Origin of the sequence: Gordonibacter sp. RACS_AR68 (assembly GCF_030418485.1) — a bacterium.
GTDB lineage: Bacteria > Actinomycetota > Coriobacteriia > Coriobacteriales > Eggerthellaceae > Gordonibacter > Gordonibacter urolithinfaciens.
In genome coordinates this window covers 234,864-256,593 of the sequence record NZ_JAIPUP010000004.1, presented here as the reverse complement: position 1 = coordinate 256,593, position 21,730 = coordinate 234,864, and the positions used below count along the sequence as shown (strand labels likewise).

Here is a 21,730-nt window from a genome sequence, read left to right as displayed (position 1 = left end):
CGGCGTGCTGGCTGCCGGTGCCATGCCCTACGCCGGGCGCAGGGCGACGTCGATGAGGTAGCCGCCGTCCTCGCCGGTCTCGTACACGAGGAAGCATCTTTGGAGCTGTACCGGCTCGCCGTCTGGGCGCCGGACGCTCCGCACTGTCTCGAGGTAGCGCGGCGGGAACGCGAGCGAGCCCTCCTCGGCATCCTCCATGAAGTCCGTGCAGCCCTCCGCCTCGAGCGCGGCGCGCACCGGCTCCACGTCCGGCCCGAAGGCCTTCGCCGTCTTCAGGAAGAAATCGCCCTCGTCGAACGCGACGCACGGGTGCGCATGCGCGGCGCGCTCGTTCTTCTGGCGCATCTCGCTGCGGTGCTTGTTCTCCAGCGAGCAGTAATGCATGCCGAAGCCCAGGCCCTCGCCGAGCGCCCACAGCATGAGCTCGAGCGCCAGCTCCTCGCTGCCCGCAACGGCCAGGCCCCCCGAGTAGCCGTAGTCGTACATGACCTCGAACGGCGGGTTCTTGAGCGTGAGGCCGCGCCGGGCGAACTCGTCCCAGTTGCAGAAGGGGAAGCAGAACTCCAGCAGGTTGATGCCGTCGATGCCCACGTCCTCGAACTGGCGGAACAGCTGTTGAAGGTGGGTGCGCGCCCCGGGGATCACCGGCATCTCCACCATGACCGAGGGGATGAACTCCTTGGCGAGCCGCATGGCCGCGATCACGCGCTCCTGCTGCTCCGGGGCGTCGTCGTCCTTCACGCTGAAGCGGATCTCGTCGAGGCCGGCGTCGCGCAGGCGCGCGGCGGCCTCGACGGTCAACAGGTCGCCCGAGGTGTAGAGGCGCTTGTGGGCGCCGGGCCACAGCTCGCCCGCGCGGCCGAGGAAGCGCAGGGCGTTCTCCAGGTCGAGCAGCGGCTCGCCCCCGGTCAGGCCCACGCAGGCGAGCGCGCCGTTCTCGGCCGCCGCCCGGTCCACGCCCTCCTCCCATGGGCAGCCCTCGCGGAAGAACTTCTCGTAGTCGGGCTGGTTGTGGTTGAAGCAGAAGTAGCAGTCGCGGTGGCACTTGAACGTGGTGGAGAACGTCTCCGACCCGCGATTGCCCGTGCACTCCACGCAGGCAGGGGACAAGTGCCCCGCGCTCAGGCTGGCGCCCGCGTTGCGCACGGCCACGCCGCGCGCCGCCAGCTGTGCGCGCAGCTCGGCGCGCCGCCGCTCTCCCGCACCTTCCTCGGCGAACACGAGGCCCTTCTCCTCGAGCGCCGCAACGTAGCGCGCACCCACCGCCTCGTACTCTGCGAGGGCTGCGTCCAGGGCTTCATTCGACATGGGGATTCTCCTTCGTTATCTGCGGCTTTCCATTATAGGGCACGAGTCGCCGTTCGTGGTAGACTGTGGTCGGAAAACGGAAGCGAGGACGGTATGGCAGAGGTTTCGATAGAGAGGCGGTTCCGCGGCTCGGTGCGCCTCGTGACGCTGCATCTCTGGCGTGTGGCGAGGTCCACTGACGTAGAGGATGGCTTCAGGGAGGCGCGCAGGCTGGGCATGCTCAAGCCCGAGGACGAGGCGTTCGTGCGCTCCTGCTTCGAGCTTGACGGCCGGATGGAGGCGGGCGTGCCCCTCGACGCGCCGCCGAGCCAGGACATGGTGGACGAGCTGCAGCGGTGCGCCATCCGCCTCAACACGGCCGATCCGGCGTGAGGGCGGGGGCCGGTCGGGCGAGGGCGCCGATTGGCGCCGGCACGGCGGGCAGGGGCGGCGTCCGTGTGCTACAATGGAGTCCACTCGGTAGAACTGTCAAAGCGGTCATTCGTTCCCAGCCCGTTCGTCGTGCTGCGTCCCGGCGTGCCGGGGCCTTGCGGGACGCGCGGCTTACCTGAAGGCCGGCCGCGGGGCCTCTGTCCCTCCTGCGGCATCCAATCGAAGGCGACCCGACGGCTCGCGGACCCTCGGCGCTGCATGCGCCGCGTGGTCGCGGGGAGGGGAGGGCCCCTGCCCGCGCCTTGCCGTCGGTTTACGTTCCTGTCAATGCGAAAGAAGGAGATCAAGACGATGCAACTTGGCTCAACGGTAACCCTGGTGTACACGGGCAAGCTCGACGACGGCACGGTGTTCGGCTTCGCCACGGAAGAGAAGCCCATGAAGTTCCAAACGGGCATGGACATGGCCATCGAAGGCTTCGAGAAGGCCATCCTGGAGATGAACGAGGCGGGCGAGAAGAAGACGTTCACGGTGGACGAGTACGGCGCCTACGGCGAGTACCTCGAGGGCCACGTGGCGAAGATCCCCCTCGAGCAGATTCCCGTGAACGACGTGAAGGTGGGCAAGCGCATCATGCTGTCGAGCAGCGAGGACGGAGCGCCGATGCCCGCCACCGTGCTGGACATAACGGACGGCCTGGTCACGTTCGACCTGAACCACCCCCTGGCAGGCAAGAGCCTGACGTTCGAGGTGGAGCTGCTCGAGGTGGAGGACGCCCCCGAGGACTTCGTGTCCGCCGCCGAGAAGGCGCAGCACCTGAAGGAGCAGGCGAAGCTCTTGGGAGGCGACCAGGGCGAGGACTTCCGCTAATGTGCTGGTCGTGCAATCCCATCTGCGGCGGCTGCCGGCCGCCGCGCAAGCGCCCGGTGAAGTGCCCCGAATGCGGCATGTTCAACGCGGTTGACCTCGAGCACTTCTCGAAGCCCAACCCGTGCACCAAATGCGGCTTCGACCTGACCGACCTGGCCCTGCCGGAGCCGGTGACCTGCACGATCTGCGGCGAGGTGTGCTACAACCCCTGCCGCAAGGGAAAGACCGAGCAGCCCGACGGCGAGCTGCGCCCGTGCCAGGTGCGCGTGAGCGAGCCGCTGTAGGCTTCGCCCGGACCGGCGCCTCTTTGGTTCGCCCGCCGCTTCTCCGACGGCCTCCGGCTTTCCGGGCAGAACGCCCGGAAAGCCGGAGGCCGTGCGGCTCTCATGCGCCCGGACGGCTCACCCGGGCGTCCGGCTAGGCGTGCGCGGCGCACCAGGCGCAGGCGCTCGGGGCGGCGGCGATGCCGCCGAGGGCGCTCTCGCGCAGCTCGAAGGGCAGCGTGCGTCCCACGGCATCCATCGCGGCCACCGTCTCGTCGAAGCCCACGAGGTTGCCCACGCCCGCAAGCGCGATCTGCGCGCTCACGAGCGCCGTGGCCGCGGCGGTGGCGTTGCGCTTCTGGCAGGGCACCTCCACGAGGCCGCCCACCGGGTCGCACACCAGCCCCATGAGCGAGGAGAGCGCGTTCGCGGCCGCATCGAGCGCCTGCGCCGGCGTGCCGCCCGCCATCTCCACGGCGGCCGCGGCGGCCATGGCGGCGGCTGCGCCGATCTCCGCCTGGCAGCCGCCTTCGGCGCCCGACACCGTGGCGTTGCGGGCTATGAGGTACCCCACGGCACCGGCGGCCAGCAGCCCTCGGCGCAGCGCGGCGGCGTCCAGGCCGCGCTCCTGCTCCAGGGCCAGCAGCACGCCGGGCACGACGCCGGCCGAGCCGGCGGTGGGGGCGGCCACGATGCGGCCCATGGACGCGTTCGTCTCCAGCACGGCCAGCGCGTACTCCATGGCCGCGCCCGCAAGGCCGTCGACCACCGCGGGCCCCTGCTCGCGCGAGCGACGCACGTCGCGCGCCTCGCCGCCGATGAGCCCGCCCATGGAGGGCACGGGCTCGCGCAGGGGCTCCGTGGCCGAGGTGCGCATGACGGCGAGCACCCGGTCGGCGTAGGGGAGGGCGTCGCACGCGCGCCCGTCGAGGGCGGCGAGCGCCTGCTCGCGCGCCAGGAACGCGCCGGCCAGCCCCGTGCCCTGCTCGGTGCAGCGGGCGAGCAGCTCGGCGCCCGAGGCGAAGTCGCAGGCGGCGAAGCGCTCCTCGGCCTGCTCCGCACCTGCGGTCGCGCACGCGCCCGTGCCGCCCGCGGGCCGTCCCGCGGCATCGCCCGCCGCCCGTCCCGCTGCGCCGTCGGCGGGCACGATGCGCACGTCGCGCACGGCGGGGTGGCGCTCGATGGCGGCCTTCGCCTCGGCGGGCGCCGGGCCGTCCAGCTCCATGACCGTGAACGCCTCTGACCCGCGGCGCGTGCGGTACATGCGCGCCGTGGCGATGTTCACCGCGCAGTCCGAGAAGCAGCCTGCTATGTGCGCGAGCACTCCCGTCTCGTCGCGCTGGCGCACGACCACGCTCGTGTGCTCGCCGGTGACGTTCACGTCGATGCCGTCGATGCGCGTGACGACGGCCGCGCCGCCGCCCACGCTCACGCCCCGCACCTCCAGCGCGCCGCCTTCCGCGTCCACGATGCGCGCGTCCACCGTGTTAGGATGCTCCACGGCGGCTTCGCGGTCGCAGCAGAACGAGAAGGCCAGCCCGGCTGCATGCGCGCGCTCGAACGAGTCGCGCACGCCCAGGTCGTCGGGCTCCAGGCCCAAAAGGCCCGCGACGAGCGCCTTGTCGGTGCCGTGGCCCGACTGCGTGTGCGCGAACGAGCCGTACAGCGTGAACTCCGCGCGCACCGGCGCCGCCGCCAGCAGGCTGCGCGCCATGCGCGCGATGCGCAGCGCGCCCGCCGTGTGGGAGCTGGAGGGGCCCACCATGATGGGGCCGACGATGTCGGCGAACCCGAACGTATCCATGCGCGTCCTTTCGTGTGCCGTTGCTGCGGGGCTGGCCCGACCGCCCTCCGTGCAGCCCTGCGTCAGCAGGCGGGGCAGGGCGGGCTCCGGCTGCCCTGCCCTCATCGGCGGGGCGCCTGCTGCGCTGCCATAGTAGCGCAAAGACGGCAAGCGCGCTCCGCCGACCGCTCATTTCGTGAGATTCCACGACGAAACGATGGTAAAACCGCGGTGCCCGCCCCTTCGTCGCTATACTGTTATCCCATCAAGGCCGCGGGCATGCCCGCGCGGCCCTACTCCGATACGAAAAAAGGCAGACGAAGGCGCCCCGCCCGGGGCGCCGCGCGGCGAAGGAGCGAGCATGGCCACAGCGGCACCCATCATCGTGGTGGGCCACAAGAACCCCGACAACGATTCCATCTGCGCTGCGGTGGGCTACGCCTACCTGAAGAACGAGCTGGCGCGCCGCGAGGCGCGCGACGGGGAGGTGCCGGCCGTGTACGTGCCCGCGCGCCTGGGGCCGCTGCCCCCCGAGAGCAGCTGGATCCTGAAGGAGAACGGCCTGCCGCTGCCCGAGGTCGTGGGCCACGTCCATGCGCGCGTGTCCGACGTCATGACGCCCGACCCCATCTCCATCGCCCACGACGCCACGCTCCTGGAGGCGGGGCGCCTGCTGCGCCAGCACAACGTGCGCGCGCTCGTGGTGACGAACGACGACGGCACCTACCGGGGCCTCATCACCACCCGCATGATCGCCGAGCGCTACATCGCGGCCACCGACGTGCTGGAGGAGGGCGGCGCGAACGAGATGGCCGTGGCGGGCGACCTCATTGCGTCTCTGGGACAGAAGGTCAACGACATCACCGAGACCGACGTGCTGGAGCTGGCCAAGGACGGCCTGCTGAAGGAGGCCGTCGAGGACCTCATGGCCAGCGCCCTGCGCGAGGCCGTGGTGCTGGACGACGACGGGTTCGCCATCGGCATCGTCACGCGCTCCGACGTGGCGGTGCACCCGCGGCGCAAGGTGGTGCTCGTGGACCACAACGAGACGCGCCAGGCTGCCAACGGCATCGAGGAGGCCGAGGTCGTGGAGATCGTCGACCACCACCGCATCGCCGACGTCATGACGGCCAACCCCATCAAGTTCCTGAACCTGCCCGTGGGCTCCACGGCCACCATCGTGGCCATGGAGTTCCGCCGCCACTGCGTGGAGATGCCCCCCGCCATCGCGAGCGTGCTCCTCTCGGCCGTCATGACCGACACGGTGATCTTGAAGTCGCCCACCGCCACCTACGTCGACCACGAGATCGTGGACTTCCTGGCGGACGTGGCCGGCGTCGACCCCACCGCGTTCGGCCTGGCCGTGTTCAAGTGCCGCGGCGGCGAGGACAACATGCCCGTCGCGAAGCTCGTGGGCGCCGATTCCAAGGAGTTCCAGCTGGGCGACTCCACCGTGCTCATCGCGCAGCACGAGACGGTGGACCTGCCGGCCGTCATGAAGCGCGAGGACGAGATCCGCGCCTACATGCGCCGCCTGAAGGACGACCGCGGCTACGAGTTCGTGCTGCTCATGGTGACGGACATCCTGGCCGAGGGCAGCCAGTTTTTGTGCGAGGGCAACCCGCGCACCGTGAACCGCGTGTTCAACATCGACTGCTCCGCCGAGGGCGGCGCCTGGATGCCGGGCGTCTTGAGCCGCAAGAAGCAGGTGGCCGCGAAGATCCTGGGAGCCTAGGAGTTCCGGCGGCCTGACGGCCGCCGGAATCGCCCGACGCTGCGGCCGCCTGCAGTGCCCGAGGTTCGCGGGATCGCGGAGGCGAAGCGTGCCTTGGGCACGCGAGCCTCCGGGATCGCACGAAGATCGGGTGCTGCAGGCGCCCTCGCTGACTTGCTGCGCCAACCGGGGCGGCTGTTTTCGCGCCGGCGCGCGAATAGATGAACTTGCGACACTGCCACAAGAGAAAGAAGAGGACCCATGAACCCCACCCGCCTGCTCGACCTGTTCTGCGAGATCGTCCGCATCGAGAGCCCCTCGCGCCACGAGGCCGCCATGGCCGCGCGCTGCGCCGACGAGCTGCGGGGCCTGGGCTTCTCCGTGCGCTTCGACGACTCGGCCGCGCAGACGGGGGCGGACACGGGCAACCTCGTGGCGCACCTGCCGGGCACGGCGCCGGGGCACGTGGTGCTCTCGGCGCATATGGACACGGTGCAGCCCTGCGCGGGCATCGAGCCGGTGGTGGAGGGCGGCGTGGTGCGCTCGGCCGGCGACACCATCCTCTCGGCCGACGACAAGGCCGGCGTCGCGGCCATCCTGGAGGGCGTGCGCTCGGTGGTGGAGGAGGGCGCGCCGCGCCCCGACGTCACGGTGCTCCTCACCACCTGCGAGGAACTGCACCTGCTGGGCTCCGGCGCGCTCGCGCCGGATGCGCTGCCCGCCGGTGCGCCGTGCTACGTTCTTGACGCCGACGGCGCGCCCGGCACCGTCATCACGGGCGCGCCCTGCCACTGGACGCTGGAAGCCGCGTTCGCCGGCCGCGCGTCGCACGCGGGCGTGGTGCCCGAGGCGGGCATCTCGGCCATCCAAATGGCCGCGGCTGCCATCGGGGCCATGCCGCTCGGGCGCATCGACGAGGCCACCACGGCCAACATCGGCGTGATCGCCGGCGGCCGCGAGACGAACGTCGTGCCCGAGGCGTGCATGCTGCGCGGCGAGTGCCGCTCGCTCTACCCCGAGCGCGCCGAGGCGCAGAAGGCCGCCATGACGGTCGCCCTCGAGCAGGCTGCCGCGCGCTTCGGCGGCACGGTGGGCATCGACTGGACGCCGAGCTACGGCGCCGTGCTCTACGACGAGGACGACGCGCTCGTGCAGGCGGCCGCCCGCGCGGCGCGCGCCGCCGGCCTGGAACCGTGCTTCCGCCACGACGGCGGCGGCTCCGACGCGAACGTCCTGGCGGCCCGCGGCGTGCGCGCCGTGACGCTCGGCGTGGGCATGACGGCCTTCCACTCGCCGGAGGAGCATATCTCCGTGGCCGACCTCGAGGGCACCGCCCGTCTCGTGGAGGCGCTGGTGAAGGAAGGCGCCGTGTAGCGTCCGCCGCCGGGATCCGCCTACCGGCGGCGTCCTTCTCTGTGCTATACTATATAGCAGCAAGCAGCCTGACCGCAAAGGAGGCGCCATGCCCGCCGTGCAGATGAACGTGCGCATCGACGAGGAGACGAAGGCCCGCGGCGACGAGGTGTTCGCCCGCTGGGGGCTCACGCCCTCGCAGGTGGTGCGCGCCGTGTGGGAGTACGCCGAGGAGAAGGGCGAGCCGCCCGCGTTCATGCGCCCCGCGCTCGACGCCGAGCACGACGCCGAGGTGCAGCGCCGTCTGGCCCTCGTGCGCGAGGGGGCCGACATCTGGCGGAAGTTCTTCATCGACAACGGGCTGCCCGTGCCGGGGCCGCGCAAGATCACGCCCGAGGACCTGCGCGAGGACGAGTACTTCGGCAAGCCGAAGGAGGAGCTCGACGACGACGAGGTCCACGAGGCCTACTACGACGATCTGCGCTACGAGGCGTACCTCGAGAAGGCGTGCGAGAGAGGCCTGCTATGAGCCTGCCGCTGAAGCTGCTCGTCGATACGAACGTATGGGTCGATTACTTCCTCGAGCGCAGGCCCGAGGCGCACGAGGCGGCGATGGGATTCGTGGCGGAGGCGACGGCGGCCGATGCCGCGCTGTACACCTCGTCGGCAACGATGCCCGACCTTTTCTTCCTGCTCTGCCAGGAGACGAAGCGGTATCTGCGGGAGCATGGCGAGCCTGTTGACGAGCATTTTGCCGCGGCGGTACGGGAATCGGCGTGGTCGAGCGTGCGCAACGTCATGGGGCTCTCGTTGATCGTGCCCGTGGGTCAGAACGAGGCCCTGCGCGCCATGACCTACCGCGACCTCCACGACGACTTCGAGGACGACCTGCTGCTGGCCGCCGCCGCGCGCGTCGATGCCGACTACGTGGTCACGTCGGACCGGGCGCTGCTGCGCCACGCGCCCGTGGCCTGCCTCGACCCGGTCGACATGCGCGCGCTCCTGCGCGCCCGTGCCGCGGCGGCCGACGCGGAATAAATTCGAGATTACGTGGAGGCTCCCGCCCATCGAATCGCCTATCAGGCGTTCCATCAGGCGAAACGCAGAGCAAGACTATAGATACTCCCGGGTGCGTGGCGTTTGACAAGCTGCGGGGGCGATGATAAAGTTCTCGTTCGCGTCCCACGTGGGCGTATGTTTTCCTGTGCGAATCAGCTGAGCGCACAGGGAGGCACCGCAGAAGCGATTCCCTATCTATATAAAGGTAATCGGAACAAGCAAGAGGTAAAAGGAGAGAAGCTTTGCCTACTATCAACCAGCTGGTCCGCAAGGGCCGCAAAAAGACGGTCGACAAGAGCAAGACACCGGCCCTGAAGGGCAACCCGCAGAAGCGCGGCGTGTGCACCCGCGTGTTCACGACCACGCCGAAGAAGCCGAACTCGGCTCTCCGCAAGGTCTGCCGCGTGCGCCTCGTCAACGGCATGGAAGTGACGGCCTACATCCCGGGCGTCGGCCATAACCTGCAGGAGCACTCCATGGTGCTGCTGCGCGGCGGCCGCGTGAAGGACCTCCCCGGCGTCCGCTACAAGGTCATCCGCGCTGCGCTCGACTGCGCCGCCGTGGACAACCGCAAGCAGGCCCGCAGCCGTTACGGCGCCAAGCGCCCCAAGTAAGCAACCGATAAGACGCGCGGGCCGCTAAGGCCGCTTCCGCCCAAAGGGGGCGTGGGGCGGCGGCCTAATGGGCGGGACGAAGAGCCGCCCGGAAGCGCGCAGGAACCAGAAGGAGAAATACATGCCGCGTCGTGCAGCAGCAGTCCGTCGTGAAGTTCAGCCGGACGCACAGTACAACAACCGTTTGGTCACGCAGCTGATCAACAAGGTCCTCCTCGATGGCAAGAAGGCCACCGCCGAGGGCATCGTCTACGGTGCGTTCGCCATCGTGGAGCAGAAGACCGGCGGCGACCCGCTGGCCGTGTTCAAGAAGGCCATGGACAACGTCCGCCCGACCCTCGAGGTCAAGCCCAAGCGCGTCGGCGGCGCCACCTACCAGGTGCCGATGGAGGTCAACTCCCGCCGTTCGACGACGCTCGCCATCCGCTGGATCGTGGACTTCTCGCGCAAGCGCAAGGAGCACACGATGAAGGAGCGCCTCGCCGCCGAGATCATGGACGCCGCCGAGAACACCGGCGCGTCGGTGAAGAAGCGCGAGGACCTGTACAAGATGGCCGAGTCCAACCGTGCGTTCTCGCACTACCGCTTCTAAGGGGGACCCAGTCTATGGCTAAAATGTCTCTACAAGACACGCGCAACATCGGCATCATGGCCCACATCGACGCGGGCAAGACGACGACGACCGAGCGCATCCTCTACTACACGGGCAAGACCCACAAGATCGGCGAGGTGCACGACGGCGCCGCGACGATGGACTGGATGGTGCAGGAGCAGGAGCGCGGCGTGACCATCACCGCCGCCGCCACCACGTGCTTCTGGAAGTACCCCGGCGGTGCCGACGACGGCAAGGAGTACCGCTTCCAGATCATCGACACGCCCGGCCACGTTGACTTCACGGCCGAGGTCGAGCGCTCCCTGCGCGTGCTCGACGGCGCCGTCGCGGTGTTCGACGCCGTGGCCGGCGTGCAGCCGCAGTCCGAGACCGTGTGGCGCCAGGCCAGCAAGTACGGCGTGCCCCGCATCGCCTACATCAACAAGTACGACCGCGTGGGCGCCGACTTCTTCAACGCCATCCAGACCATGAAGGACCGCCTGGGCGCGCCGGCCGTGGCCGCGCAGGTTCCCATGGGCGCCGAGGACAACTTCTGGGGCGTCATCGACCTCGTGACGATGACGGCCTGGGACTTCAAGGCCGACGACAAGGGCATGACCTACCCCGAGCCCATGGACGCCATCCCGGCCGAGTTCGCCGAGGAGGCCGAGCTGCGCCGTCAGGAGCTGCTCGAAGCCGCCGCCGACTGCGACGACGACCTCATGGAGAAGGTGCTCATGGAGGAGGAGGTCACGGTCGAGGAGCTGAAGGCCGCCCTGCGCAAGGGCACCATCGCCTGCCAGATCCACCCCGTGTTCGTGGGCTCGTCCTACAAGAACAAGGGCGTGCAGGAGCTGCTCGACGCCGTGGTGGACTACATGCCCTCCCCGGTGGACATCCCGGCCATCAAGGGCACGAACCCCGACACGGGTGCCGAGGACGAGCGTCCCTCCGACGTGAAGGCCCCGTTCTCCGCTCTCGCCTTCAAGATCATGACCGACCCGTTCGTGGGCAAGCTCACCTACCTGCGCGTGTACTCGGGCAGCCTGGATTCCGGCTCCTACATCCTGAACGCGTCGAAGGACAAGAAGGAGCGCATCGGCCGCCTTCTGCAGATGCACTCGAACCAGCGCGTCGACATCGATGCCTGCCAGGCGGGCGACATCGTGGCCGTGGTGGGCCTGAAGGACGTGTCCACGGGCGACACGCTCTGCGACGAGAAGCATCCCATCATCCTGGAGTCCATGGAGTTCGCCGACCCGGTCATCGACATCGCCGTCGAGCCGAAGACGAAGGCCGAGCAGGACAAGATGGGCGTGGCGTTGCAGAAGCTCGCCGAGGAGGACCCGACGTTCCGCGTGTCCACGAACCACGAGACCGGCCAGACCATCATCGCCGGCATGGGCGAGCTGCACCTCGAGATCATCATCGACCGCCTGCTGCGCGAGTTCAAGGTCGAGGCCAACGTGGGCAAGCCCCAGGTTGCCTACCGCGAGCGTCCCGGCAAGGAGGTCATGAACGCCGAGGGCAAGTTCGTGCGCCAGACCGGCGGTCGCGGCCAGTACGGCCATGCGGTCATCAACATGTACCCGCAGGAGGCCGGCGAAGGCTACCTGTTCGAGAACAAGATCGTGGGCGGCGTGGTGCCGAAGGAGTACATCCCCTCCATCGACAAGGGCATCCAGGAGGCGCTGAACTCCGGCGTGCTCGCGGGCTACCCGGTCGAGGACGTGCGCGTGGAGCTCGTCGACGGCTCGTACCACGACGTCGACTCCTCCGAGGCGGCGTTCAAGGTGGCGGGCTCCATGGCCATCAAGGAAGCGCTCCGCAAGTCCAGCCCGGTCATCCTCGAGCCGGTCATGGCCGTGGAGATCGAGACGCCGGAGGAGTACACGGGCTTCGTCATGGGCGACATCCCCTCCCGCCGCGGCATGATCCAGGGTCAGGAGAAGCGCGGCAACGCCATCGTGGTCAGCGCGAAGGTGCCGCTGGGCAACATGTTCGGCTACGCCACCGACCTGCGCAGCGGCACGCAGGGCCGGGCTGTGTACACCATGCAGTTCGACTCCTACGAGCCGGTGCCCAAGAGCGTGGCGGAGGAAATTATCAGCAAGGCCGGCGGGAACGCGTAAGCGCGCGCGACCTGAAGCATAACGGAGGTAAGTAAGTGGCTAATCAGAAGATTCGCATCCGCTTGAAGGGGTACGACCATGAGATCGTGGACCAGTCCACGAAGCTCATCGTCGATACCGCGCAGAAGACGGGTGCCAAGGTGTCCGGTCCCATCCCGCTGCCGACGGAGCGCAACCTGTACTGCGTCGTCAAGGGCCCGCACGTCGACAAGGATTCGCGCGAGCAGTTCGAGATGCGCACGCACAAGCGCCTCATCGACATCCTGGAGCCCACCCCGAACACGGTGGATTCCCTGATGCGTCTCGATCTCCCCGCTGGCGTCGACATCGAAATCAAGCTGTAAAGGGGGTCAGGCGATAATGATCAACGCAATCTACGGTAAGAAGATCGGCATGACCCAGATCTTCGGCGAGGACGACCGCGTCATCCCGGTGACGGTCATCCAGGCCGAGCCCAACAAGGTCTGCCAGGTGAAGACGAAGGCCACCGACGGCTACGAGGCCGTGCAGATGGGCTTCGGCGCCATCAAGGAGAAGAAGGTCAACAAGCCCATGAAGGGCCACTTCGAGAAGCAGGGCGCGGCTCCCGTGCGCTACCTGCGCGAGGTGCGCGTGGAGAATGCCGGCGAGTACAACGTGGGCGACGAGCAGACGGTCGCCGCGTTCGCCGAGACGAAGAAGGTCGACGTGACCGGCACGTCCAAGGGCAAGGGCTTCGCCGGCGTCATGAAGCGCTACGGCTTCCGCGGCGGCCCGGGCGGCCACGGCGCGCACTTCCATCGCGCTCCCGGCTCGGTGGGCCAGTGCGCCACGCCGTCCCGCGTGTTCAAGGGCCTCAAGCTCCCGGGCCACATGGGCTGCGACACCGTGACGGTGAGGAACCTCGAGGTCGTGCGCGTCGACGAGGATCAGAACCTCATCCTCGTGAAGGGCGCCGTCCCCGGCGGCAAGAATGGCATCGTTCGCGTCCGCATGGCGTAAACGTGGATCGAAAGTAATAAGGAGTTTAAATGACCACGATTGAGATCAAAGACGCGAGCGGGAAGAAGGCCGGTTCCGCCGACCTCGCCGCTACCGTTTTCGGCATCGAGCCGAACATGACCGTCATGCACACGGTCGTTCGCTCGCAGCGCGCGGCCTGGCGCCAGGGCACGAGCAACACGCTCACCCGCGGCCAGGTGCGCGGCGGCGGCAAGAAGCCGTGGCGCCAGAAGGGCACCGGCCGTGCCCGCCAGGGCACCATCCGCGCCCCCCAGTGGGCCGGCGGCGGCACCGTGTTCGGCCCGCATCCGCGCAGCTACGCGTTCCGCGTGAACAACAAGGAGGTCAAGCTGGCGATGCGCTCCGCGCTGTCCGCCAAGCTGGCCGACGGCGAGCTGGTGGTGGTGAAGGACTTCGAGTTCGAGAAGCCCTCCACGAAGGCCGCCGTGGCCGCGATGAAGGCGCTCGGACTCGAGGGCCGCGTGGCTCTCGTCATCGCCGACGACGCGGTGAACACGTACCTGTCGTTCCGCAACATCCCGAAGGTGAACATCATCCCGGTGTCCGACATCAACACCTACGAGCTCATCGACAACAAGAAGCTCGTGGTGACGGCCGACGCCCTCAAGTACATCGAGGAGGTGCTCGCATAATGAAGGATCCCCGCGAGGTTATCATCCGCCCCATCATCACGGAGCATAGCTACGACATGATGGAGAAGAACACGTACACGTTCGAGGTGGCGAAGGACTCCAACAAGGTGGAGATCGCCCAGGCCGTCGAGGCCATCTTCAACGTGAAGGTCGTGAAGGTGAACACGCTGAACGTGAAGCCGAAGCCCAAGCGCGTCCGCTACCAGCTGGGCCAGACCCGCACTTGGAAGAAGGCCATGGTCACGCTGAAGGAAGGCGACACGATCGAGCTGTTCGCCAGCTAGGCTATCGAGCCGTCCGAAGCTTTGGAGCGCCCCGCATCTGCGGGGCGCTTTTCGTGTTGGGGGAGGGCCGGGGCGCATGGCGAGTTTGTATGCTCGCGTGCGCGGACGGGACGGTTGGTGTATGGTGGGGCAAACGCAGCTGCGAGGGTGAAGAGAGGGATCGATTTGGCATTCGTGGAGTTCCGCGACGTGCGCAAGGTGTACACGATGGGCGAGGTGGAGGTTGCGGCCGTCGACGGGATGACGTTCGACATCGAGCGCGGCGAGCTCGTGGTGGTGGTGGGGCCCTCGGGCGCCGGCAAGACCACGCTCCTGAACATGCTGGGCGGCATGGACGGGTGCTCGTCGGGCACCATCATGCTGGACGGGCGCGACATCAGCGCGTTCAACAGCAAGAAGCTCACCTACTACCGCCGCTACGACATAGGCTTCGTGTTCCAGTTCTACAACCTCGTGCAGAACCTCACGGCGTTGGAGAACGTGGAGCTGGCGAGCCAGATCTGCAAGGACCCGCTCGATGCGGCCGAGGTGCTTGCCCAGGTGGGGCTGGGGCATCGGCTGGACAACTTCCCCGCCCAGCTCTCCGGCGGCGAACAGCAGCGCGTGGCCATCGCCCGCGCGCTGGCGAAGAACCCGAAGCTGCTTCTGTGCGACGAGCCCACCGGTGCGCTGGACTACCATACCGGCAAGGCCATCCTGCGGTTGTTGCAGGACACGTGCTACGACACCGGCAAGACCGTCGTGCTCATCACGCACAACTCGGCGTTCACGGCCATAGCCGACCGCGTCATCCACATCCGCGAGGGGCGCGTGGCGGGCGTCGAGATCAACGAGGCGCCGCTGTCGGCCGACGTCCTGGAGTGGTAGGGGAGCGGGCTTGAGGGGCGCATTCAACAAGGACGTCCTCCGCTCCGTCACGCACTCGCTCGGGCGCTTCCTGGCCATCGCCGGCATCGTGGCGCTGGGCACGGGATTCTACGCGGGGCTGCGCATGACGGCCCCCGACATGAAGCTCGCGGCCGACCAGTTCTACGACGGCGCGAACCTCATGGACATCCGCGTGGTGTCGACGCTCGGCCTCACCGACGGCGACCTGGCCGCCCTGCGCGGCGTGGAGGGCGTCGCACAGGTCATGGGCGCCTACGAGACGGACGTCATGGCCACGGTGAACGACGAGCAGTACGCCATCCGCGTGCACTCGCTGCCCGCCGCCGCTGCGGAAAGCGATACGGGCGACGGCGTGAACGCGGTCTCCGGCGCCGCCGACTACCTGAACCGGCCCGTCCTCGTGGAGGGCTCGTGGCCGGTGCGCGAGGGCGAGTGCGTGCTGTCGGCCGACAAGGTGATGAACACGCCCACGAAGATCGGCGACACGGTGCAGATCACCGAGGGCTCGCAGGACGTGGACGACGTGCTGGCCACGCGCACGTACCAGGTGGTGGGCTACGTGCACTCCTCGTACTACGTGTCGTCCACGTCCATGGGCACCACCTCGCTCGGGTCGGGCTCGGTGCAGCAGTTCATGTACGTGCCGGAATCGGATTTCTCGAAGGATCTGCCCTACACGGAGGCCTTCGTCACGGTGGCGGGCGCGGCGGGCGAGTTCTCGGGAAGCGACGCCTACTTCGAGCGCGTGCACGAGGTGGAGGACCGCATAGAGGCCCTCGCCCCCGCGCGCGAGCAGGCCCGCGTAGACGGGCTGCGCGCCGATGCCCAGAAGGAGCTCGACGAGAAGCGCGCCGACTACGAGCGCGAGCGGGCCGATGCCGAGCAGCAGCTCGACGATGCGCAGCGCCAGCTGGACGAGGCGGCTGAGGCCATCGCCGAGAACGAGCAGAAGCTCGCCGACGCGCAAGCTTCCTACGACCGCGGCGCGGACGAGCTGGCGAGCCAGCGCGCGAGCGCCGAGGCGCAGCTTGCGGAGGCCGAACGGCAGCTCGCCGACGGCCGCGCCCAGACCGACGCCGCCCGCCCCGCCATCGAGCAGGGGCAGGCCCAGCTGGCCGACGCCTGGGCGCAGTGGCAGCAGGGAGCCGACGCGCTGGCGGCGGGGTGGGGCGAGTGGCATGCGCTTGCCGACCCGCTGTATGCCGCCGTGCAGCAGATGGAGGAGGGGATCGCGGCGCTCGACGCCCAGATCGGCGCGCTCGATCCGGACGATCCGAGCTATGGGATGCTCGTGGCCCAGCGCGACGCGCTCAAGGGGCAGCTCACGCAATTCCAGAGGGATCATCAGGCCGATTTCTCCAAGGCGGAAGCGGGGAGGGCCCAGCTCGAAACACAGCAGCAGGCGGTCAATGCGTCGAAGGGGGAGCTCGACGCCCAGCAGGCCGCGTTCGATGCCCAGAAGGCGCAGTTCGACGCCGCCGTCGCGCAGGTCGAGCAGGGTGCTGCCGACCTGGCGTCCGCGCGCTCGCGGGCCGACGCGCAGATCGCGGCGGCGCAGCAGCAGCTCGACGAGGCGGCGGCGCAGATAGCGAGCGGGCGCTCGCAGCTCGAGCAGGGCAGGGCCGACTACGAGAGCGGCCTGGCCGAGTACGAGCGTCAGAAGGCCGACGCCGACGCGCAGTTCGCCGATGCCGAGCGGCAAATAGCCGACGCACAGCAGAAGATCGACGACTTGGAGAACCCGTCGTGGCTCGTCATGGACCGCGACCAGAACTACGGCGTGGCGAGCTTCGAGTCCGACGCGAACCGCGTGGACTCCATCGCGCAGGTGTTCCCGTTCATCTTCTTCCTCGTGGCGGCGCTCGTGGCGCTCACCACCATGACGCGTATGGTGGAGGAGGAACGCGTTCTCATCGGCACGTTCAAGGCGCTCGGGTACAGCCGCGCGCGCATCGCCTCGAAGTACCTGCTGTACGCTGCCGTGGCCAGCGCGACGGGCAGCGTGCTGGGCATCGTGGTGCTGTCGCAGGTGCTGCCCGCCGTGATCTCCGAGGCCTACGCCATCATCTACTTCGTGCCACACGGGCCGCTGCCCATCGACCTGGGGCTCGCGGGGTTGGCGGCCGGTCTCGGCGTGGGCGTGACGCTTGTCGCCACCTGGGCGGCCGTGTTCGCTACGCTGCGCGAACGTCCGGCCACCCTCATGCTGCCGCGTGCGCCGAAGGCCGGCAAGCGCATCCTGCTCGAGCGCATCGCCCCGCTGTGGCGGCGGCTGTCGTTCTCGTGGAAGGTCACGTTCCGCAACCTGTTCCGCTACAAGAAGCGGTTCGTGATGACGGTTATCGGCATCGCCGGCTGCACAGCGCTCTTGCTCACGGGCCTGGGCCTGCAGGACGCCATCAACGACATCATCGACAAGCAGTACGGCGAGATTGTGCACTACAACGCCGTCGTGACCACGGAGGACGACCTGCCGGCCGCGTCGCAGCAGGAGCTGGACGACCTGCTGGGCGCAGGCGGCGCCGTGGAGTCCTTCACGCGCGTGCAGAGCGCGAGCATGGTGGCCAGCGGGCCGGACAAGGCCGACGTGCATGCGTCCGTGGTGGTGCCCGAGGACCCGGGCGGGCTCGCCGACTTCCTCACCGTGCGCACGCGCGTGGGCCATGAGCCGCTGTCCATCGGCGAAGACGGCGTGGTGCTGGCCGAGAAGCTGGCGAACGAGCTGGGGGTGGGCGTGGGCGACACGGTGCGCCTGGCCGAGCAGGACGAGATGGGCAATGCCACGGACAAGACGTTCGACCTCACGGTCACGGGCGTCATGGAGAACTACATCTACAACTACGTGTTCATCGGCCCGGGCGAGTACGCGCGCATGGAGGGCGGCCAGCCGGCGTTCTCCACGTACTACGCCGTGACGAGCTCCGACGCCGGGGAGCGCGCGCAGTTCAACGACGCGGTGCGCGCCATAGACGGGGTGAAGACCGTGGCCTACAACGACGAGGTGATCGACGCGTACAAGTCCATGCTCAAGAGCGTGGGGCTCATCGTGATCGTGCTCGTGGTGGCCGCGGCGGCGCTCGCGTTCATCGTGCTGTACAACCTCACGAACATCAACATCACGGAGCGGCAGCGCGAGATAGCCACGCTCAAGGTGCTGGGCTTCACGCCGCGCGAGGTGAGCGCCTACATCTACCGCGAGACCATGCTGCTGTCGGTCATCGGGTGCGCGGTCGGGCTCGTGCTCGGCGTGTTCATGGAGGGCTTCGTGGTGGTGACGGCGGAAGTGGACCAGGTGATGTTCGGCCGCACCATCCATGCGGCGAGCTTCGTGATAGCGTTTCTGCTCACCATGCTGTTCACCGTGCTGGTCATGCTGGCCATGCGCCGCAAGCTCGCACGGGTGGACATGGTGGAGAGCCTGAAGTCCAACGAGTAAGCCTTCCAGGAGCGCCTCGGGGCGGCGCTTGCTGCTCGGGCAGTCCTGGCTCGCACGAACGCCCCGCTGGGGCGTTCGGCTCGTGTGGAACTCGCATCAAGCGCCGCCCCGAGGCGCTCTCCGCAAGCGCGACTCGCTTGACGTTCGGCAGGTGAGAGGGGCGACCTGCGAGTGGGTGTGTTTTTGTAGGGCTCGCTTCCGTGAAGGATTTCCCAAAACTCTCCCTGTGGACAAAACCGCAGGTCGTGGAAATGAATCAGACCATAGGTATTACGGCTTTTCAACTATTTAAGCGCTTATAGGGGATGCTCGGCCCCGGTACTGAACGCTAGAGTAGTCTGCGAGAGGTCGAGTTCGCTTCGAGGATCGGCCCGGCGCAAGCCCCCCTGCACGCTCCGGGCCGATCCTCGAAGACCACGCAAGCCCGAGCAGGGCCCGGGGTTTCGCGACGGACCGATCGGACCATAAAAGAGAAAGGATCTCCTCATGTGCTTCAGACCAGCAGCGGTTGACCTGAACGGCCCCATCAAGTGCCCCAAGTGCGGCGCGGAAGTGGACCCCAGCCTGGACGCGTGCCCGAGCTGCGGCGCCAAGGCGACGAAGGCCCCGGGTATGCCCGGCGCCCCGGGCGCTCCCGGCGTGCCCGGCGCTCCCGGCGCCCCGAAGGCCCCCGGCGCCCCGGGCGCCCCGAAGCCCCCTGCCGCCCCCGGCACCCCCGGCAAGTAGCTATCCCCTTTCGCCGACCTCCTCTTCAACGGCGAACGCAGACCCCCGGCCGCTCTTTGCCGGGGGTCTTGTCGTATCGGGTGCCGAGGCGGCGGCGGACGTGCGGGAAAGGGAAGAGGGGATCGGTGGCAACGCGGTTCTAAGGCGTGACGGGGCCTGATGGGGTCTTCCAAGAGGGCCTATGGCGCGCGTTTCCCCGCGTACAGCCGGGAATCTGGTACGTCTGGTATGAGGCCTGGGTGCAAAATAGCCCCCTTGGTATAATGCACTTCGAGCGGCCTTTCCGTATAGTACGGGGCGTGCTGCACGGTATGCGCCGCGCGGGTGCGGAGGTTGAACCCCCTGAATAGACCTCCCGCACCTCGTTCGCCCTTCTTGGGCTTCGCGGAACGCATGCCGTGCAGTCTCTTTTCCCCGGAGGACAGCCGGTTGGACATCGCCTTATATTTGCGGGCATCTCGTCGCGGTGGGCGGCGATGTGCGCTACAATTGCAAGCTAGCAAGGTATTGGAGGGGAACGTCCGTGCACGGTTTCTGCACGTATCGCATTGCGGTCGGCACGCCGTTTCCGCCTCCATCCGGCGCCCTGCGCCGCAGTGCTCGTAAGAAGGAGACGGAACCAAGATGAAAGTCACTCAGAAGAAGCTCGACGACGGCCGCCTGCTGATCGACGCCGTTGCCTCGACGGCCGAGGTGAGCAACGCGCTCAACAACGCGCACCTCGCGTTCGCCCAGCAGATGGGCATGCGCCCCGAGAAGGACAAGACGGTGGCCCAGGCCGCCGAGGAGCGCATGGGCATCAAGGATTTGGACTCGGTCGTCATGAACCAGGCGGTCGAGGCCCTCGTGCCGTTCGCCATCGACAAGGTCGGCGTCATCCCCGCGTTCCCGCCGCAGCCCGAGCCCAAGACGGCGCTCAAGCGCGGCCAGACGTTCCAGTTCGGCCTGCACCTCACGCCGAAGCCGGACTACGAGCTGACGTCCTACGAGCCGGTCTCCATCACCATCCAGGAGGTGTCGATCGACGAGCGCCAGGTGGACGAGCAGATCAACCAGGTTGCCGAGCGCTACGCCGAGTTCGTGGCCGACGACCCGCACCCCGTGCGCAAGGGAGATAGCTGCCTGCTGGCCATGGAGTCCTACGAGAACGGCGAGAAGCTGCCCGGACTGACCACCGACGCGCGCACGTACTCCGCCGGCGCCGGCCTCATGCCCGACGGCTTCGACGAGAACATCATCGGCATGGACGTGGGAGAGACGAAGACCTTCACGTTCGAGGGCCCCGGCATCGACGACGAGGGCAACGAGATCGTCGAGACCATCGAGTGCACCGTCACCGTCAAGGAGATCCAGAAGAAGGTCGCCCCCGTCATCGACGACGCCTGGGTGGCGAAGTTCATGCCCATGTACAAGGACGTTGCCGCCATGCGCGACGACATCCGCCGCGGCCTGAACCGCCAGCTGTCGGGCGAGTACGAGAACTACAAGCGCAACATGGCCGCCGGCGAGCTGGCTAAGCGCTTCCAGGGCAGCATCGCCGACGAGGTGTACGAGTCCATGTCCCGCAACCTCATGAACAACATGCGCGCCGAGGTAGAGCAGCAGAACATGACATGGGACCAGTTCGTCGAGCAGCAGGGCGGCGAGCAGCAGTTCAACATGATGATGATGATGCAGACGCGCCAGATGCTCGTGCAGGGCTACGCGCTGGACGCCCTGTTCCGCCACGAGGGCCTGGTGGTGAGCGACGAGGACGTGCAGGAGGCCTGCGCTGCCATGAACCCGCAGAACCCCCAGGGCGTGCGTCGCCAGATGGAGGAGTCGGGCCGCGGCTTCGCGCTGCGCGAGGCGGCCGAGCGCATCAAGGCGAACAAGTGGCTCCTCGAGCACGCGGACATCACCGTGAAGGATCCGAACGAGGCTCCTGCGGCCGAGTAGCGGCAGGGCAGCATCGTTTATGAGCAAAGGAACCGGCTCTTAGGCCGGTTCCTTTGCTTTTCGCGCGCGCTTTCTCGTCCGGCTGGGGATGGATGCATGTGCCGGGACGACTCCCCTCGCGCGCCTTGGGCTGGGCGAAGAGGGGCGGGCGTAGGGCGGCTAGTTGGCGAAAGTGCTTAGAGCAGGATGCAGCTGGTGTAGGAGATGGTGCCTAGGCCGTGGTAGTAGGGTAGGCCGGCCGTCTCGCATGCTTCGGAGACCATCAGGCCCGCCGCCTCCATCGAGACGAGCGCGCGATCGGGGTGGCGGCAGGGCGCGTCGGGACAGCTGCATGTGGTGCAGAGCGTGCATGCGCCGGCAGACAGGGGCAGGGGACGAGGGATGCCTGATCCCAGCCCCTGTCTGCCGGTGTTGAAGCCATCGAGGGCATCTTGTGCAAGCACCGCGAACCGCTCCTTGTGCACCCGTTCCGCCGCCATCATTCCCTCGACATCGAACTCGTCCTCCAGCTGCCCGACCGTTTGCACGACGAGTGCGACGGAGCGGCTTGCCAAGGCTGCCGAGAAATCGTCCAGGGTTCCGCACGCGGGCGGGCACGTCCAGTTCCGTCCATAGGATCGGCAGCGGTTCTCCGCACACAGGGAGCGTACTGCGGGGTTCACGGACAGGCTTGTTGCAGGAGCGCATCCGTAGTGGGTGAACCCCCGGTTGCGGGCCCGCGCCGCCAGCTCGCAGACGAAGGCGCCCCTGCGGGCGTCCATTTC

The 21,730-nt window shown here is 68.1% G+C and carries 21 protein-coding genes; 18 read left to right on the top strand and 3 right to left on the bottom strand.

The features are described 5' to 3' along the window. Positions 1-27: 27 nt before the first annotated feature. On the bottom strand, positions 28-1,308 hold the full coding sequence (locus K9U15_RS10340) for a radical SAM protein (protein ID WP_096227008.1): 1,281 nt from the start codon (positions 1,306-1,308) through the stop codon (positions 28-30). A 93-nt stretch (positions 1,309-1,401) separates the two neighbouring features. On the opposite strand from K9U15_RS10340, the gene K9U15_RS10335 reads away from it, so the two are divergent. The 3 genes from K9U15_RS10335 to K9U15_RS10325 all read left to right on the top strand — a co-directional run bounded on the left by K9U15_RS10335 (position 1,402) and on the right by K9U15_RS10325 (position 2,834). Then, positions 1,402-1,680, top strand: coding sequence for a hypothetical protein (locus K9U15_RS10335; RefSeq protein ID WP_096227007.1), 279 nt, complete (start codon positions 1,402-1,404; stop codon positions 1,678-1,680). A gap of 351 nt (positions 1,681-2,031) precedes the next feature. After that, positions 2,032-2,550 (top strand): FKBP-type peptidyl-prolyl cis-trans isomerase, encoded by a 519-nt coding sequence (locus K9U15_RS10330; protein ID WP_157780539.1) that lies wholly within the window; start codon positions 2,032-2,034, stop codon positions 2,548-2,550. After that, a complete protein-coding gene (locus K9U15_RS10325; protein WP_015540474.1) occupies positions 2,550-2,834 on the top strand; it encodes a hypothetical protein in 285 nt (94 codons plus the stop codon). Before K9U15_RS10330 ends, K9U15_RS10325 begins: the two co-directional genes overlap by 1 nt. A 133-nt stretch (positions 2,835-2,967) precedes the next feature. On the opposite strand, the gene sdaAA is transcribed toward K9U15_RS10325, so the two are convergent. Next, on the bottom strand, positions 2,968-4,617 hold the full coding sequence (gene sdaAA / locus K9U15_RS10320) for an L-serine ammonia-lyase, iron-sulfur-dependent, subunit alpha (RefSeq protein ID WP_301156051.1): 1,650 nt from the start codon (positions 4,615-4,617) through the stop codon (positions 2,968-2,970). A gap of 340 nt (positions 4,618-4,957) precedes the next feature. On the opposite strand from sdaAA, the gene K9U15_RS10315 reads away from it, so the two are divergent. From K9U15_RS10315 to tig, 15 genes are all read left to right on the top strand, one after another. Next, a complete protein-coding gene (locus K9U15_RS10315; RefSeq protein ID WP_096227004.1) occupies positions 4,958-6,331 on the top strand; it encodes a putative manganese-dependent inorganic diphosphatase in 1,374 nt (457 codons plus the stop codon). 240 nt (positions 6,332-6,571) lie between these two features. Next, positions 6,572-7,684 carry a M20/M25/M40 family metallo-hydrolase gene (locus K9U15_RS10310; RefSeq protein WP_301156049.1) on the top strand — a complete coding sequence of 371 codons (1,113 nt, stop codon included), beginning with the start codon at positions 6,572-6,574 and terminating at the stop codon, positions 7,682-7,684. An 88-nt stretch (positions 7,685-7,772) separates the two neighbouring features. Next, on the top strand, positions 7,773-8,192 hold the full coding sequence (locus K9U15_RS10305; protein ID WP_154270189.1) for a type II toxin-antitoxin system RelB/DinJ family antitoxin: 420 nt from the start codon (positions 7,773-7,775) through the stop codon (positions 8,190-8,192). After that, positions 8,189-8,701, top strand: a complete 513-nt coding sequence (locus K9U15_RS10300) for a PIN domain-containing protein (protein WP_154270190.1) — start codon at positions 8,189-8,191, stop codon at positions 8,699-8,701. Before K9U15_RS10305 ends, K9U15_RS10300 begins: the two co-directional genes overlap by 4 nt. Before the next feature lie 263 nt (positions 8,702-8,964). Further along, positions 8,965-9,336, top strand: coding sequence for a 30S ribosomal protein S12 (gene rpsL, locus K9U15_RS10295; RefSeq protein WP_041239796.1), 372 nt, complete (start codon positions 8,965-8,967; stop codon positions 9,334-9,336). 121 nt (positions 9,337-9,457) lie between these two features. After that, positions 9,458-9,928 carry a 30S ribosomal protein S7 gene (gene rpsG, locus K9U15_RS10290; protein ID WP_041240690.1) on the top strand — a complete coding sequence of 157 codons (471 nt, stop codon included), beginning with the start codon at positions 9,458-9,460 and terminating at the stop codon, positions 9,926-9,928. Between the two features lie 14 nt (positions 9,929-9,942). Next, on the top strand, positions 9,943-12,060 hold the full coding sequence (fusA, locus tag K9U15_RS10285; RefSeq protein ID WP_096227000.1) for an elongation factor G: 2,118 nt from the start codon (positions 9,943-9,945) through the stop codon (positions 12,058-12,060). Positions 12,061-12,095: 35 nt separating this feature from the next. Then, positions 12,096-12,404 (top strand): 30S ribosomal protein S10, encoded by a 309-nt coding sequence (rpsJ, locus tag K9U15_RS10280; RefSeq protein ID WP_009304899.1) that lies wholly within the window; start codon positions 12,096-12,098, stop codon positions 12,402-12,404. A 16-nt stretch (positions 12,405-12,420) separates the two neighbouring features. Then, entirely contained in the window at positions 12,421-13,041 is a 621-nt protein-coding gene (gene rplC / locus K9U15_RS10275; protein ID WP_087190457.1) for a 50S ribosomal protein L3, read from the top strand. A 29-nt stretch (positions 13,042-13,070) separates the two neighbouring features. Further along, positions 13,071-13,694, top strand: coding sequence for a 50S ribosomal protein L4 (gene rplD, locus K9U15_RS10270; protein ID WP_087190458.1), 624 nt, complete (start codon positions 13,071-13,073; stop codon positions 13,692-13,694). Further along, positions 13,694-13,978 carry a 50S ribosomal protein L23 gene (rplW, locus tag K9U15_RS10265; RefSeq protein ID WP_015540478.1) on the top strand — a complete coding sequence of 95 codons (285 nt, stop codon included), beginning with the start codon at positions 13,694-13,696 and terminating at the stop codon, positions 13,976-13,978. The genes rplD and rplW overlap by 1 nt, the downstream gene beginning before the upstream one ends. Before the next feature lie 165 nt (positions 13,979-14,143). After that, positions 14,144-14,845 (top strand): ABC transporter ATP-binding protein, encoded by a 702-nt coding sequence (locus tag K9U15_RS10260; protein WP_096226998.1) that lies wholly within the window; start codon positions 14,144-14,146, stop codon positions 14,843-14,845. Positions 14,846-14,855: 10 nt separating this feature from the next. Continuing rightward, positions 14,856-18,302 (top strand): FtsX-like permease family protein, encoded by a 3,447-nt coding sequence (locus K9U15_RS10255; protein ID WP_123674353.1) that lies wholly within the window; start codon positions 14,856-14,858, stop codon positions 18,300-18,302. 486 nt (positions 18,303-18,788) lie between these two features. Then, entirely contained in the window at positions 18,789-19,028 is a 240-nt protein-coding gene (locus K9U15_RS10250; RefSeq protein ID WP_123674354.1) for a hypothetical protein, read from the top strand. A gap of 624 nt (positions 19,029-19,652) precedes the next feature. Next, positions 19,653-20,966, top strand: a complete 1,314-nt coding sequence (tig, locus tag K9U15_RS10245; protein ID WP_087191845.1) for a trigger factor — start codon at positions 19,653-19,655, stop codon at positions 20,964-20,966. A gap of 176 nt (positions 20,967-21,142) precedes the next feature. On the opposite strand, the gene K9U15_RS10240 is transcribed toward tig, so the two are convergent. After that, a complete protein-coding gene (locus tag K9U15_RS10240) occupies positions 21,143-21,727 on the bottom strand; it encodes a DUF2284 domain-containing protein (RefSeq protein WP_123674355.1) in 585 nt (194 codons plus the stop codon). Positions 21,728-21,730 lie beyond the last annotated feature (3 nt).